This window comes from Pseudomonas guariconensis (genome assembly GCF_900102675.1).
Classification (GTDB): Bacteria; Pseudomonadota; Gammaproteobacteria; order Pseudomonadales; family Pseudomonadaceae; genus Aquipseudomonas; species Aquipseudomonas guariconensis.
Genome location: NZ_FMYX01000013.1, coordinates 106,679 through 121,787 on the forward strand (window position 1 = coordinate 106,679; position 15,109 = coordinate 121,787).

At 63.5% G+C, this 15,109-nt stretch carries 12 protein-coding genes; 6 read left to right on the top strand and 6 right to left on the bottom strand.

Going from position 1 to position 15,109, the window contains the following annotated elements; translation table 11 throughout:
* Positions 1-324 precede the first annotated feature (324 nt).
* The 6 genes from BLS27_RS19875 to BLS27_RS19900 form a co-directional block, all read right to left on the bottom strand.
* On the bottom strand, positions 325-1,110 hold the full coding sequence (locus BLS27_RS19875; protein ID WP_043214230.1) for an amino acid ABC transporter ATP-binding protein: 786 nt from the start codon (positions 1,108-1,110) through the stop codon (positions 325-327).
* Positions 1,111-1,134: 24 nt separating this feature from the next.
* Positions 1,135-2,379, bottom strand: a complete 1,245-nt coding sequence (locus BLS27_RS19880; RefSeq protein WP_090346519.1) for an NAD(P)/FAD-dependent oxidoreductase — start codon at positions 2,377-2,379, stop codon at positions 1,135-1,137.
* A gap of 16 nt (positions 2,380-2,395) precedes the next feature.
* Positions 2,396-3,106, bottom strand: coding sequence for an ABC transporter permease (locus BLS27_RS19885; protein ID WP_070571366.1), 711 nt, complete (start codon positions 3,104-3,106; stop codon positions 2,396-2,398).
* Positions 3,103-3,822: an ABC transporter permease gene (locus tag BLS27_RS19890; protein WP_043214234.1), complete on the bottom strand. Its 720-nt coding sequence runs from the start codon at positions 3,820-3,822 to the stop codon at positions 3,103-3,105. The genes BLS27_RS19885 and BLS27_RS19890 overlap by 4 nt, the downstream gene beginning before the upstream one ends.
* Before the next feature lie 128 nt (positions 3,823-3,950).
* Positions 3,951-4,703, bottom strand: coding sequence for a transporter substrate-binding domain-containing protein (locus BLS27_RS19895; protein ID WP_090346521.1), 753 nt, complete (start codon positions 4,701-4,703; stop codon positions 3,951-3,953).
* A gap of 26 nt (positions 4,704-4,729) precedes the next feature.
* Positions 4,730-5,602 carry a MurR/RpiR family transcriptional regulator gene (locus BLS27_RS19900; protein WP_043214236.1) on the bottom strand — a complete coding sequence of 291 codons (873 nt, stop codon included), beginning with the start codon at positions 5,600-5,602 and terminating at the stop codon, positions 4,730-4,732.
* 157 nt (positions 5,603-5,759) lie between these two features.
* Here BLS27_RS19900 and BLS27_RS19905 point away from each other — a divergent pair, with 157 nt between their 5' ends.
* The 6 genes from BLS27_RS19905 to BLS27_RS19930 all read left to right on the top strand — a co-directional run bounded on the left by BLS27_RS19905 (position 5,760) and on the right by BLS27_RS19930 (position 15,104).
* Positions 5,760-6,785, top strand: a complete 1,026-nt coding sequence (locus BLS27_RS19905; RefSeq protein ID WP_090346524.1) for an Ldh family oxidoreductase — start codon at positions 5,760-5,762, stop codon at positions 6,783-6,785.
* 239 nt (positions 6,786-7,024) lie between these two features.
* Positions 7,025-8,224 carry an amino acid aminotransferase gene (locus tag BLS27_RS19910; protein ID WP_090346528.1) on the top strand — a complete coding sequence of 400 codons (1,200 nt, stop codon included), beginning with the start codon at positions 7,025-7,027 and terminating at the stop codon, positions 8,222-8,224.
* 335 nt (positions 8,225-8,559) lie between these two features.
* Positions 8,560-9,852, top strand: coding sequence for a serine/threonine transporter (locus BLS27_RS19915; protein ID WP_043214245.1), 1,293 nt, complete (start codon positions 8,560-8,562; stop codon positions 9,850-9,852).
* A gap of 171 nt (positions 9,853-10,023) precedes the next feature.
* Positions 10,024-10,524, top strand: coding sequence for a thiol peroxidase (gene tpx, locus BLS27_RS19920; RefSeq protein WP_043214248.1), 501 nt, complete (start codon positions 10,024-10,026; stop codon positions 10,522-10,524).
* A 201-nt stretch (positions 10,525-10,725) separates the two neighbouring features.
* Positions 10,726-12,012 (top strand): MdtA/MuxA family multidrug efflux RND transporter periplasmic adaptor subunit, encoded by a 1,287-nt coding sequence (locus BLS27_RS19925; protein WP_043214250.1) that lies wholly within the window; start codon positions 10,726-10,728, stop codon positions 12,010-12,012.
* Positions 12,009-15,104, top strand: coding sequence for an MdtB/MuxB family multidrug efflux RND transporter permease subunit (locus BLS27_RS19930; RefSeq protein WP_043214252.1), 3,096 nt, complete (start codon positions 12,009-12,011; stop codon positions 15,102-15,104). Before BLS27_RS19925 ends, BLS27_RS19930 begins: the two co-directional genes overlap by 4 nt.
* The last annotated feature ends 5 nt before the right edge of the window (positions 15,105-15,109 follow it).

Genomic DNA, 15,109 nt, shown 5'->3' on the forward strand with positions numbered 1-15,109 from the left:
TTTCGGGGGGGTTGAGGGCTTGGAGCCCTGCGGTGACAAGGGTTTGGCGGTGGGTTAGGTCAATAATATTTAACGATGCAGTTGGGTCTTTGCATGGGTGCAATGAGTGCCGGCGGGTACAGGGGTTTGGTGGTTTGCAATACCCGCACGAGGGGGCCTTCCCGTTCCCATCTCACTAAAAACCAGCCAGCTCCATCCGGACACCAAAAACGCGGTGGGAGCAGGTTTACCCACGAATACGACGGTGCATTCACTATCGCATTGGCGGGTGAAACCCGCTCCCACAGGGGCGGTGCTTATCCAGAGAGGGAGCGCTGATGCGCGCTAGTGCAGGATTTGTTTGAGGAACGCTTGTGCCCGCTGGGTTTTCGGGTGGTTGAAGAACACCTCCGGTGGGCTGTCCTCGATGATCTGCCCGCCTTCCAGGAACAGTACGCGCTCGGCCACCTGACGGGCGAAGCCCATTTCATGGGTGACGCAGAGCATGGTCATGCCGGTACCGGCCAGTTGCACCAGCACATCCAGCACTTCGGCGACCATCTCCGGGTCCAGCGCCGAGGTGGGTTCGTCGAACAGCATGATGCGCGGCTTCATGCACAGCGCCCGTGCGATGGCCACCCGCTGCTGCTGGCCGCCGGACAGCTGGCTGGGGTACTTGTGCGCCTGGCTCTCGATGCCGACCTTGCTCAGATACATGCGCGCCCGTTCCTCGGCGTCCTTGCGCGACAGACCGCGTACGCTGGTGGGGGCGAGCAGGCAGTTGTCCAGCACGCTCATGTGCGGGAACAGATTGAAGTGCTGGAACACCATGCCGATCTCGCTGCGCACCTGGGCGGCCTGGCGGCTGGTGGCGGCCAGGTCCGTGCCGGCTACGTGGATGCTGCCCTGTTCGGCGATCTCCAGACGGTTGATGCAGCGAATCAAAGTCGACTTGCCCGAGCCTGAGGGGCCGCAGAGTACGATGCGCTCGCCTTCGCGGACCTGCAGGTTGATGTCGTGCAGCACATGGAAGGCGCCGTAGTGCTTGTTCAGGCCCTCGATGCGGATCAGCACTGGGCGCGCGTCGGGTTCGGGGGTGACACTGGCAAGGCTCAGAGAGGCGGCGGTCATCTTGTTGTTCTCCCGCGTGGATGTTTAGTCGAAGCGTGCGGCGCTGTAAGGCGACGGGTCGGTGAAAGGCGCCTGGCCTGTGACCAGTTCGGCCAGCAGGCGGCCAGTGACCGGGCCCAGGGTCAGGCCGTGGTGGGCGTGGCCGAAGTTGAACCACAGGTTCTTATGCCGTGGCGCCGGGCCAATCACCGGACGCATGTCCGGCAGGCAGGGGCGCCGGCCGAGCCACGGACGGTCGTCCAGGCGCTCGCCCAGGGCCGGGAACAGCTTGCGAGCCAGGGCTTCGCAGCGCCCCAGCTGGATCTCGTTGCCGGGGGCATCGTGGGCGGCGAACTCGATCCCGGTGGTCAGGCGTACGCCACGCGCCATCGGAGCCAGAACGTAGCCACCTTGGGTGTCGCAGACCGCGTGGGCCAGTTCGGCGCCGTCCCGGGTGCTGTAATGCATGTGATAACCGCGCTTGATCGCCAGCGGGAAGCGATAGCCCAGGGGCTCGAACAGGTCGGCCGACTGCGGACCCAGGCAGGCCACCACCTCGTCGGCAATGACCGGGCCGCGGCGGCTGTTCACCTGCCACTGGGTGCCGACCTGACGCAGGCTGCGGGCATCGCCATGGATGAACTGCCCGCCGCGCTGGATGAACAGGGCGGCATAGCCGCGCGTCAGGCCGCCGGGGTTGTTGACGGTCTTCGGGTCCAGCCAGTGAATACCGCCGATCACATCACCCTCGAGCTGTTGCTCCCGGGCTTGCAGTTGGTCGCGTTCGAGAATCTCGTACTTCAGGTTGTAGCGGGCAAGGCCCTGCAGGTCGGCCTTGGCCTGGGCGAACAGGGCAGGGTCGCGGTAGACCTCGATCCAGCCCTTGGCCTGCACCAGTGCGCCAAGGCGTGCGGCGTCGATCAGGGCGTCGTGCTCTTCGACGCAGCGTTGCACCAGCGGCAGCATGTCGGCGGCGGCACTGGCCAGGCGGCCCGGCGCGGACTGCTGCCAATAGCGCAGCAGCCAGGGGGCGGCCTTGGGCAGGTGCAGGAAGCTGTAGCGCACGTCGGGTTGGCGGTTAAGTCCGTAGCGCAGCAAGGCGCCCAGGTTGCGAGGAAACGCGTAGGGGATGACGCTGGAGCGTTCGATCAACCCGGCGTTGCCATGGCTGGTGCCGCTGCCCGGCTCGTCGCGGTCGATCAGGATGACCTGGCGGCCTCGGGCCTGAAGGTGCAGGGCGGTACTGACGCCGACGATACCGGCGCCCAGAACGATGGTTTGGCAATGCATGGAGCGTATCCTTCGGTCAGTTCAGGTGGCGGCCCAGGCGGGCTTCCAGGTGTTTCAGGGCGCGGCGGACGATCTCCACGATCACCAGGTAGAGCACTGCGGCCCACAGGTAGATCTGGAAGTCGAAGCTGCGCGAGAACGCCAGCTTGGTCACGCCCATCAAGTCGTAGATGGTCACCAGCGAGGCGATGGCGCTGGCCTTGATCATCAGGATCAGTTCGTTGCCCAACGGGCCGATGGCCACCAGTAGCGATTGCGGCAGGATGACCTTGAAGAAGGTGGTCGAGCGCTTGAGGCTCAAGGCCCGCGCCGCTTCGTATTGGCCGGGGGCCACGGCCATCAGGCTGCCGCGGAAGATCTCCGCCTGATAGGCGGCGGTGTTCAAGGTGAAGGCCAGCAGCGTGCAGTACCAGGCTTCGCGGAAGAACCACCACAGGCCCATGTCCTGCCAGAAGCCCTTGAGCGAGCCCAGGCCGTAGTACAGCAAGAACAGCTGCGCGAGCAGGGGCGAGCCGCGGAAGAAGTACACGTAGCCCGCCGACAGGCGCTGCAGCACGCGGCTTTGGGACATGCGCGCCAGCGCCAGTAGCAGCCCGAGCACCGCGCCCAGGCTGAAGGAGATCGCCACCAGCTTGGCGGTCACCAGCAAGCCGTCGATGAAGCGCGCGCCGTAGCGTTCGAGCAGGTCGGGGTCGAGCACCATGGCCAGCAGTTGTTCGAAGCTCATGCCCGGGCTCCTTGCAGGTGACGGTTGCAGCGTCGTTCGATGAAGGCAAAGACCCGCCCCGACAGTGCCGAGAACAGCAGGTAGCCCAGGCAGGCGACGCCATAGAAGAACATCGGTTCCTTGGTGACACTGACCGCCAGGTTGGTCTGGCGCATCAGGTCGACCAGCGAGATGGTCGACACCAGCGAGGTGTCCTTGAGCAGGGACAGCCAGTTGTTCGACAGCCCAGGCAGGGCGATGCGGGTCAGTTGTGGCAGCACCACCTTGAAGAATCCGGTGCGTTTGCTCAGGCCCAGGGCCGAACAAGCCTCCAGCTGGCCTTTGGGCAGCGTCTTGAAGGCGGCCAGCCAGATTTCGCTGGAAAACGCGGCGAACACCAGGCTGAAGGCGATCATCGCGGCGAGGAAGGTGTTGATCAGCACCTCGCCTTCATAGCCCATCGCCGCCAGCAGCTTCTGTGCGGCGATCTGGCAGCCGTAATAGATGATCAGCAGTGTCAACAGCTCCGGCAGGCCGCGAAACACCGTGGAGAAACTGGTGGCCCAGGCGCGTGCAGCGCGCTTGCGCGAGCGCGCGGCGAGGGCCACGAGCAGGCCCAGGGGCAGACCGATGGGCAGGCAGGCCAGGGCCAGCGACAGGGTCACCAGGGCGCCGGCGAGCAGCGCCTGACCCCAGCCACCGCTGGCGAACGACAGCAAAGACAGTTGATCGAGCATGGAGGAGACTCCTCAGCGACATCGATATCGAAAGGCAACAGCGATCCTGTGGGAGCGGGCTTGCCCGCCAATACGTCGGTGAGTCCACTGCCGTATCCGCAGGTAAACCCGCTCCCGCAGGCGTCAGGTCAGTTGTAGATGTCGAAGGCGAAGTACTTGCTGGCGATCTTTTGGTAGGTGCCGTTGGCGACGATTTCGGCCAGCGCCTTGTTCAGACGCTCGCGCAGGGCGTCGTCGTCCTTGCGTACGGCGATGGCGGCGTCGGCCTTGGTGCCGTTGACGTCACCCAGGACCTTGCAGCAGTCCTGGCCGTTCTTGTTCATCCACTCGTGCAGCGGGAACTTGTCGGCGATTACCCCGTCCAGGCGGCCGGCGGCCAAGTCGGCGTTGGCTTCGTCCATGGTCGGGTAGAGCTTCACGTCGGCGCCGGCCTTGGCGTAGACGTCTTCGGCGTAGATGGCCTGGGTGGAGGACGACTGGGCCCCGACGGTGTAGCCCTTGAAGTCGGCCTGGGCGTCCTTGATCGGGCTGTCCTTGGCCACGGCGACGGTCAACGGGGTGCGGTAGTAGTGGTTGGTAAAGGTGATCTTCTTGCGTCGCTCCTCGGTGTCGATCATCGAGGCGACCACAGCATCGTATTTGCGGGCCATCAGGGCCGGGATGATGCCTTCCCAGTCCTGCGCCACCAGGGTGCATTCGACTTTCATCTGCGCGCACAGGGCGTTGGTGATGTCGATGTCGAAGCCATGCAGCTTGTTATCGGCATCGACATAGTTGAAGGGCGGATAGGCGCCCTCGGTCGCGAAGCGCAGGGTCTCGGCGCTGGCCGCGCCAGTCAGCAACAGGGCGCACACACCCACCACGGACAGGGTCTTTTTCATCTAACACCTCTGGACTTTCACTCTTGCTATTGTTGTTTTCCCGTTGGCCACGAGGTGTAGCCGACGAATGCGTTATGTAGAGCGGCAGTTGCTTCCAAGCGTCTTTCAACATCAGGTCCCAGCTTCCTGCAGACCTCGTTGACCATCAGGTGCACCCACGACAGCATTGCCGAGGTGGACTCCCAGAAGAGGTTGAATTCGGTGGGGATGCGGAACACCTCGTCGGCGTTGGCATCGGCCCAATCACAGAAGGTGTCGGTCACCAGGGTGACCGGAATGCCCGCTTCGCGTGCTTTGCTGCACAGCAGCAGGGCATGGCGGGAGTAACGGCGCGCCTCGAACACCACCAGGGCACTGTCCTGGGCAGGGCCCAGCAGCACGTCGCCGAAATGCCCGGCGCTGCCATCGACCAGCTGCACGCCATCACGCAGGTATTGCAGCAAATGGCTCATGCACATGGCCACGCCGCGCTCGGTCTGGAAACCTGCGATGAACACGCGGCGCTTGCTCGCCAGGCGCTGGGCGACCTGTTGCCAGGCCTGGCTGCGGCGGTACTCATGCACGCGCACCAATGCAGCGATTTCAAGGTCAAGACTGCCGGAGCTCTCGCTGTCGTCTTCGCCTTGGCGATACTCTTGCAGGCGATCTCCCACTAGCCAAGGGCCGTCCCCCAGGTCGTTCTGCAGGTCTTGCTTGAGCGCCTTGAGGTGGGCATAACCCAGGGAGCGACAGAAACGCCCGACACTGGATTCGCTGACGCCAAGCTTGGTCGCGATGCTGGCCGACGTCTGGAACGGCAACTCGTGCAGGTTGGCGAGCATGTAGCTGGCGATCTTGCGGCCCGAGGCTGCGGCGCTTTGCAGGCTGCTCTCGAGGCGTTGCTTGATCGGTTGGCTCATGGTCGACTCCGGGATGGGTGAGGCTTGCGATAGAAAATGGATGTTTTCTGTCATCAAGTCAACAATTGACAGATAGCTGTCATTCGCGGGATAAGTTTTGCCATTGCTTGCGCTGTAGCCATTCCACGTCCAAGAAGTACAAGAACAGGAGCTCCAGATGTCCGCACCTTCCGTAAGCCCCGTCGTGCGCGTGCCTTTCGCCGAGCTGCAGGCGTTGTTGCAACGCATCCTGCAGCGTCATGGTTGTGCCGAGCCGGTCGCCGCGGCGCTGGCTTACAACTGCGCCAGCGCCCAGCGCGATGGCGCCCACAGCCACGGGGTATTTCGTATTCCCGGTTATGTCTCGACCTTGGCCAGTGGCTGGGTCAACGGGCGCGCCGAGCCGCAGGTGAGCGATGTGGCCCCTGGCTATGTGCGGGTCGACGCCGGTGGCGGTTTCGCCCAGCCGGCCCTGGCCGCAGCGCGGCCTTTGCTGGTGGAAAAGGCGCGCAAGGCTGGCATCGCGGTACTGGCGATCCACAACTCGCATCACTTCGCAGCGCTCTGGCCGGACGTGGAACCGTTCGCCGACGAGGGGCTGGTGGCCTTGAGCGTGGTCAACAGCATGACTTGCGTGGTGCCCCATGGCGCACGCAAGCCTCTGTTTGGCACCAACCCGATCGCCTTTGCCGCGCCTTGCGCCGGGCACGATCCGATCGTCTTCGACATGGCCACCAGCGCCATGGCCCATGGTGATGTACAGATCGCCGCGCGGGCCGGCGAGCAACTGCCGCCGGGCATGGGTGTGGATGCCCAGGGTCAGCCGACCTGCGACCCCAAGGCGATTCTCGAAGGTGGCGCACTGCTGCCGTTTGGCGGGCATAAGGGCTCGGCGCTGTCGATGATGGTCGAATTGCTGGCAGCGGCCTTGACCGGTGGGCATTTCTCCTGGGAGTTCGACTGGTCCGGGCATCCGGGGGCGAAGACGCCTTGGACTGGGCAATTGATCATCGTCATCGACCCGACCAAGGCCGAAGGGCAACGCTTTGCCCAGCGCAGCCGAGCGCTGGTCGATCACATGCAGGAAGCGGGGCTGACCCGCATGCCAGGGGAGCGGCGCTACCGTGAGCGCGAGGTGGCGCAGCGTGAAGGGGTGGCGCTGACCGATCAGGAGCTGCAGGGGCTCAAGGCTTTGGCGGACTGAACGCGTCCGGGCCGGCCTTCGCGGATACAACCGCTGCTTTCACAGGGCTTGCGCAAGCCCCTGTGGGAGCGGGTTTACCCGCGAAACGGGCACGCTGATGCCGAGTCAAAGGTGCGGGCCAGGCCTCCGTGCAAGGCTGCATTGAACACCTTGCACATCAGTGATGTTCCTCCAGCCTCACTGAGGGTATTCTCGGGGCAGCATTTCCCGAACTGTCCTGATCCAAGGAGCTGTGCGCTGTGTTCAAACATGTCGATGCCTATGCCGGCGACCCGATTCTCTCGCTGATGGAGACCTTCAAGGCCGACCCCCGTGCCGACAAGGTCAACCTGAGTATCGGCCTGTACTACGATGAAGCCGGCGTGGTGCCGCAACTGGCGGCAGTGGGCGAGGTGGAAAAACGCCTGGCCGACCAGCCCCACGAAGCCTCGCTGTACCTGCCGATGGAAGGCTTGGGCAGCTATCGCCAGGCGATTCAGGCGCTGCTGTTCGGTGCCGATCATCCGGCCGTGACCGGCGGGCGCGTGGCCACCGTGCAGACCGTCGGCGGCTCCGGCGCCCTGAAAGTCGGCGCCGACTTCCTCAAGCGCTACTTCCCGCAGTCCGAGGTCTGGGTGAGCAACCCGACCTGGGATAACCACCGCGCGATCTTCGAAGGTGCGGGCTTCAAGGTCCACACCTACCCGTACTTCGACCCGACCACCCGTGGCGTGGACTTCGCCGGCATGCTGGCGTGCCTGCAAGGCCTGGCGCCCAACAGCATCGTCCTGCTGCACCCGTGCTGCCACAACCCCACCGGCGTCGACCTGAACCAGAACCAGTGGCAGCAAGTGGTGGAAGTGGTCAAGGCGCGTCAGCTGATTCCGTTCCTCGACATCGCCTACCAGGGCTTCGGCGAAGGCTTGGTGGAAGACGCCTACGCGATCCGCGAAATGGCCCGTGCCGGCGTGCCGTGCCTGGTCAGCAACTCCTTCTCCAAGATCTTCTCGCTGTACGGCGAGCGGGTAGGGGGGCTGTCGGTGGTCTGCGATGACGAAGCCACCACCGCAAGCGTGCTGGGCCAGCTCAAGGCCACCGTGCGCCGCAACTACTCCAGCCCGCCCTGCCATGGCGCGCAACTGGTGGCCGGCGTGCTGGGCGATGCCGAGCTCAACGCCCAATGGGTGGCTGAGGTCGAGGTGATGCGCAAGCGTATCCTCGACATGCGCCAGGGTCTGGTCGACCTGCTGGGCGAATTGCTGCCGGGCCAGGACTTCCAATTCTTCCTGCGCCAGCGCGGCATGTTCAGCTACACCGGTTTCAGCGTCGCCCAAGTGCGTCGCCTGCGTGACGAGTTCGGCGTTTACCTCATCGACAGTGGTCGGGTGTGCATGTCAGGCCTGCGTCCGGCTAACCTGCGTCGGGTGGCCGAGGCGTTTGCGGCTGTGCATTCGGCGTAACCGCTCGGGGCCGCAGCGCGGCCCATTCTCATCACAAGGCCGCTTCCATCGATCCTGCTGCGCTTCGGTGCGTGCATGAGTCGTGGGAGCGGCTTTTTTTGTCGTTGAAGGGTCGTACGGTCGTTCCATTTTTCCAGGTGCAACCCGTTTGGTTTGAGTGCAGCCCGCTTACAGAAAATTCTGACGCTTTAGGTGCAACCGTCTGTAGGGCGGGGCTATGCAAGTGCAACCCAATCAGCGCACAATCGCGCCCCTCTTTTCGGTTGAGGTGTGCGAAGCCTTCTGTTTCGCCGCTCTCAGCCTGTTGCAGTCTTGCGAGTGGAGTTGCACCCGGAATGAATGAGCAGGCCCCAAGCGTTGAACAACGCTTCGAAGAATCGACCCCAGCCACCCTCGGCAGCTGGTCGCGACAAGACACCACCTGGATGCTGGGCCTGTTCGGCACGGCAATCGGCGCCGGAACCTTGTTCCTGCCGATCAACGCCGGCCTTGGCGGCTTCTGGCCGCTGCTTATCCTGGCCGTACTGGCCTTCCCGATGACCTATTACGCTCACCGCGGACTGACCCGTTTCGTGCTCTCCGGGCGCAGCGGCGGCGACATCACCGAGGTGGTCGAAGAGCACTTCGGCATCAAAGCCGGCGCGCTGATCACCGTTCTGTACTTCTTCGCCATCTTCCCGATCCTGCTCATCTACAGCGTCGCTCTGACCAACACCGTCAGCAGCTTCATGGAGCACCAGCTGCACATGACTCCGCCACCGCGGGCGCTGCTGTCGTTCCTGCTGATCTTCGGCTTGCTGCTGATCGTGCGCTGCGGCGAACAGGCGACGGTCAAGGTCATGAGCCTGCTGGTCTACCCATTCATCGTCGCCCTGGCGCTGCTGGCCCTGTACCTGGTACCGCACTGGAATGGCGGCATCCTCGACAGCGCAGGCCAACTGCCGTCGGGTTCGGCCTTCCTGCATACGATGTGGTTGGCGATCCCGGTGATGGTGTTCTCTTTCAACCACTCGCCGATCATTTCAGCCTTTGCGGTCGACCAGAAACGCCGCTACGGCGAGCACGCCGACGAGCGCAGCGGGCAGATCCTGGCGCGCGCTCACCTGCTGATGGTGGCGATGGTGCTGTTCTTCGTCTTCAGCTGCGTGCTGACCCTCAGCAGTGCCCAGCTCGCCGAGGCCAAGGCACAGAACCTGTCGATCCTGTCGTACCTGGCCAACCATTTCAGTAACCCGGCCATTGCCTTCGCCGCGCCGTTGATCGCTTTCATCGCCATAGCCAAATCCTTCCTGGGCCACTACATCGGCGCCAGCGAGGGCCTCAAGGGCATCATCGGCAAGGCTGGCCTGCGCCCAGGTGCCAAGGCCATGGACCGTGTGGTCGCTGCGCTGATGCTGGTGGTGTGCTGGGTCGTCGCGACCCTCAACCCAAGCATCCTGGGTATGATCGAGTCCCTTGGCGGCCCGATCATCGCTGCGCTGCTGTTCCTGATGCCGATGTACGCCATCCGCCGTGTGCCGGCGATGCGCAAGTACAGTGGAGCAATGTCCAACGTCTTCGTCGTGGTGCTGGGCCTGGTGGCCATGTCCTCGGTGGTCTATTCGGTGGTCGATAGCCTGCTGGGCTGACCTGCCGACACTGTATAAAGAGAAAGGCCCGGATGGTTTGTCGCCATTTGGGTCTTTTTATTGTCCACAAAAAAATCCTGGAATTAGAACAATTTAACTTTTCCGATAGGCACTTGCGCGCCTTCATGCTTAACTCAGTGTCCTTTCAAAACCCCGCATAAGGATCTCGTCATGGCTCAAGTGACTCTCAAAGGCAACCCGGTACAGGTCAAAGGCAATCTGCCGCAGGTCGGCGCCCAGGCACCGGCGTTTTCCCTGGTCGGTGAAGGCCTGGCCGACACCTCGCTGCAGAACTTCGCTGGCAAGCGCAAGGTGCTGAACATCTTCCCGAGCGTCGACACCCCGACTTGCGCCACCTCCGTGCGCAAATTCAATGCCCAGGCCAACGACGTGGCCAACACCGTGGTGCTGTGCATTTCTGCCGACCTGCCGTTCGCCCAGGCGCGTTTCTGCGGTGCCGAAGGCCTGGAGAACGTGAAGAACCTGTCGACCCTGCGTGGTCGAGAGTTCCTCGAGAACTACGGCGTGGCCATCGCCGACGGCCCGCTGGCCGGCCTGGCTGCCCGTGCAGTGGTGGTGCTGGATGAAAACGACAAGGTCCTGCACAGCGAATTGGTTGGCGAAATCGCTGACGAGCCGAACTACGACGCGGCGCTGGCCGTGCTGAAGTAAACAGGCCGGGGGCTGTGTGCCCCAGCGGTCACACGTTGTAACGGCCTGGAGCGATCTCCAGGCCGTTTTCATTTAAAGTTCAGCATCTTGGCAACGTAAGCCGAAGGTAAATGCCTGGTAAAGGTCCTTTGCTAATACGGTGTCAGTGCTTATCGTTCATCCTCCCCAGTCGTCATTTCCTGAACAAGGTTCGTTCAACCCATGCAATCTTCCGTTTCTCGTTCCCCGCGTCGCTGGCTCGTCGGCCTGCTGATCCTGCTGCTGGTGGCCCTCCTGGCCTGGTGGCTGTGGCCTGCAGCTACGCCTGATACGGCGAAGCCGGGCGGACGGCCCGGCAAAGGCATGGGCATGGGCATGGGGCGTCCGGGCTTCGGTGGTTCCACCGATCCGGTACCGGTGCGTGTGGAGCCCGTGCATGTCGGCGATTTCCCGCTGTACTACAAGGCTTTGGGCACTGTGACGGCAACCAATACCGTCAACGTCCGTAGCCGGGTGGCCGGTGAGCTGGTCAAGATTCACTTCAAGGAAGGCCAGCAGGTCAAGGCCGGCGATCTGCTCGCTGAAATCGACCCGCGTCCTTACCGCATCGCCCTGCAGCAGGCAGAAGGCACCCTGGCGCAGAACCAGGCCCAGCTGAAGAACGCCCAGGTCGATCTGGCCCGTTATAAAGGCCTGTATGCCGAAGACAGCATCGCAAAGCAGACCTTGGACACTGCCCAGGCCCAGGTCGCGCAGTTCCAGGGGTTGGTCAAGACCAACCAGGCGCAGGTCAACGATGCTCGCTTAAACCTGGACTTCACCCAGATCCGCGCCCCCATCAGTGGCCGGGTAGGCCTGCGCCAGCTGGACTTGGGTAACCTGGTGGCCGCCAACGACACCACCGCCCTGGTGGTGATCACCCAGACCGAGCCGATCAGCGTGGCCTTTACCTTGCCCGAGACCGAGCTTTCCACCGTGCTCGAGCGCTACCGCAGCGGCGCGACCCTGCCAGTCGAGGCCTGGGACCGCAGCGACAGCAAGCTGCAGTCCACCGGTGTGCTGGGCAGTCTGGACAACCAGATAGACACCACCACTGGCACCCTGAAGTTCAAGGCCCGCTTCGATAACAAGGATCAGGCCCTGTTCCCCAATCAGTTCGTCAACGTGCGCCTGTTGGCCGATACCCTCAAACAGGTGCTGCTGGCCCCATCCGCAGCCATCCAGTTTGGCAATGATGGCACCTTCGCCTATGTGGTCAACGCCCAGAGCACGGTCAATATCCGCAAGCTCAAGGTCGGCCCCAGCGACGGTGAACAGAGCGTAGTGCTCGAAGGCCTGGCCGCCGGTGATCGCCTGGTGCTCGAGGGCACCGACCGTCTGCGCGAAGGCAGCAAGGTGGAGGTCGTCCAAGACAGCTCTCAGGTGCCGACCACTCCCGGGCAGCATCTGCAAGGCCAGGACGCCAAGGGCTCGGCCCAGGCTGGTGAGTCGAGCAAGGCGGGCGCATGAACCTCTCGCGCCTGTTCATCCTCCGCCCGGTCGCCACCACGCTGAGCATGCTGGCCATCGTCCTGGCCGGCCTGATCGCCTACAAGCTGTTGCCGGTCTCGGCCTTGCCCCAGGTCGATTACCCGACCATCCGGGTCATGACCCTGTATCCCGGCGCCAGCCCCCAGGTCATGACCAGCGCAGTCACGGCCCCCCTGGAGCGTCAGTTCGGTCAGATGCCAGGCCTGACGCAAATGGCCTCCACCAGCTCCGGCGGGGCCTCGGTGCTGACCCTGCGCTTCAACCTCGACATGAACATGGATGTCGCCGAGCAACAGGTCCAGGCGGCGATCAACGCGGCCAACAACCTGTTGCCCAGCGATCTGCCGGCGCCACCGGTGTACAACAAGGTCAACCCGGCCGATACCCCGGTGCTGACCCTGGCCATTTCCTCCAAGACCATGCCACTGCCCAAGCTCAACGACCTGGTCGATACCCGGGTGGCGCAGAAGATCGCCCAGATCAGCGGGGTGGGCATGGTCAGCATCGCCGGCGGTCAGCGTCAGGCGGTGCGTATCAAGGTCAATGTCGATGCCTTGGCGGCCAACGGCCTGAACCTGGACGACGTGCGCACTCTGATCGGCGCCTCCAACGTCAACCAGCCCAAGGGCAACTTCGACGGCCCGACGCGGGTGTCGATGCTCGACGCCAACGACCAACTGCGCTCACCCGAGGAGTACGCCAACCTCATCCTGGCCTACAACAACGGCGCGCCCTTGCGTCTGAAAGATGTCGCCGAGATCGTCGACGGCGCCGAGAACGAGCGCCTCGCAGCCTGGGCCAACGAGAACCAGGCGGTGCTGCTGAACATCCAGCGTCAGCCGGGTGCCAACGTCATCGAAGTGGTCGACCTGATCAAGGAAATGCTGCCCTCGATCACCGATAACTTGCCGGCCGGCCTGGATGTCACCGTTCTCACCGACCGTACCCAGACCATTCGTGCCGCCGTCAAGGACGTGCAGCACGAACTGTTGATCGCCATTGCACTCGTGGTGATGGTCACGTTCGTATTCCTGCGCCGTTTCAGCGCCACCCTTATCCCGTCGATTGCCGTGCCGCTGTCTTTGATCGGCACCTTCGGCGTGATGTACCTGGCCGGTTTTTCGGTCAACAACCTCACATTGATGGCCCTGACCATTGCCACCGGCTTTGTGGTGGACGATGCGATCGTGATGCTGGAGAACATCTCCCGGCATATCGAAGAGGGTGAGACGCCGATGCAGGCGGCGCTCAAAGGTGCCCGTCAGATCGGTTTCACCTTGGTCTCGCTGACGTTCTCGCTGATCGCGGTGCTGATCCCGCTGCTGTTTATGGCTGACGTGGTCGGCCGGCTGTTCCGCGAGTTCGCCATCACCTTGGCGGTGGCGATCCTGATTTCCCTGGTGGTGTCCCTGACCCTGACCCCGATGATGTGCGCTCGGCTGCTCAAGCGTGAGCCCAAGGATGAAGAGCAGGGGCGCTTCTACCGTGCCAGTGGCGCCTGGATCGACTGGCTGATCGAACGCTACGGCCGAGGCCTGCAATGGGTGCTCAGGCACCAGCCGCTGACCTTGCTAGTGGCGGTGGCAAGCCTGGTGCTGACGGTGTTGCTGTACGTCATCGTGCCCAAAGGGTTCTTCCCGGCGCAGGATACCGGCGTGATCCAGGGGATCTCCGAAGCGCCCCAGTCCACCTCGTTCGCCGCCATGAGCGAGCGCCAGCAGGCGCTGAGCCAGGTGATCCTCAAGGACCCGGCGGTCCAGAGCCTTTCCTCCTACATCGGCGTGGATGGGGACAACGCCACGCTCAACAGCGGTCGCTTGCTGATCAACCTCAAGCCACACGGCGAGCGGGATGTCACTGCCAGCGAGGTCATCGACCGCCTGCAGCCGCAGGTTGACAAGCTGGTGGGGATCCGCCTGTTCATGCAGCCCGTGCAGGACCTGAGCATCGAAGACCGGGTCAGCCGTACGCAATACCAGTTCAGCCTCTCTTCGCCCGACGCCGACCTGCTCGCCGAGTGGAGTGGCAAGTTGGTCCAGGCCCTGCAGCAGCGGCCGGAGCTACAGGATGTGGCCAGCGACCTGCAGGACAAGGGCCTGCAGGTGTACCTGGTGATCGATCGCGACATGGCCAGCCGCCTGGGCATCAGCGTGTCGCAGATCACCAACGCTCTGTACGACGCTTTCGGTCAGCGGCAGATTTCCACCATCTATACCCAGGCCAGTCAGTACCGCGTCGTGCTGCAGTCGCAGACCGCCTCGACCATTGGCCCGCAGGCACTGGAGTCGATCCACGTCAAGGCCACCGATGGCGGCCAGGTACGTCTGTCGGCCCTGGCAAGGATCGAGCAGCGTCAGGCGCAGCTGGCGATCTCCCATATCGGTCAGTTCCCGGCCGTGATGATGTCGTTCAACCTGGCCCATGGCGCGTCCCTGGGCGAAGCGGTCAAGGTCATCGAGCAGGTACAGCAGGAAATCGGCATGCCCCTGGGCGTACAGACTCGCTTCCAGGGTGCCGCCGAAGCTTTCCAGGCGTCGTTGTCGAGCACATTGCTGCTGATTCTTGCAGCGGTGGTCACCATGTATATCGTGTTGGGCGTGCTCTATGAGAGTTACATCCACCCGGTGACGATTCTCTCGACCCTGCCGTCGGCGGCGGTCGGTGCCTTGCTGGCCTTGATCCTGAGCGGCAACGACCTGGGGATGATCGCCATCATCGGCATCATCCTGCTGATCGGTATCGTCAAGAAGAACGCCATCATGATGATCGACTTCGCCCTGGAGGCCGAGCGCAACCAGGGCATGGCCCCGCGCGATGCCATCTACCAGGCGGCGCTGTTGCGTTTCCGGCCGATCCTCATGACCACCCTGGCAGCGCTGTTCGGTGCCGTGCCCTTGATGCTTGCCACCGGTTCCGGCGCCGAGCTGCGCCAGCCCCTGGGCCTGGTGATGGTGGGTGGGCTGCTGGTCAGCCAGGTGCTGACGCTGTTCACCACGCCGGTCATCTACCTGTATTTCGACCGTCTGGCCCGCCGCTTTGGCAAGCAGGGTTTGACGCAGGAGGCAGCATGATCGGC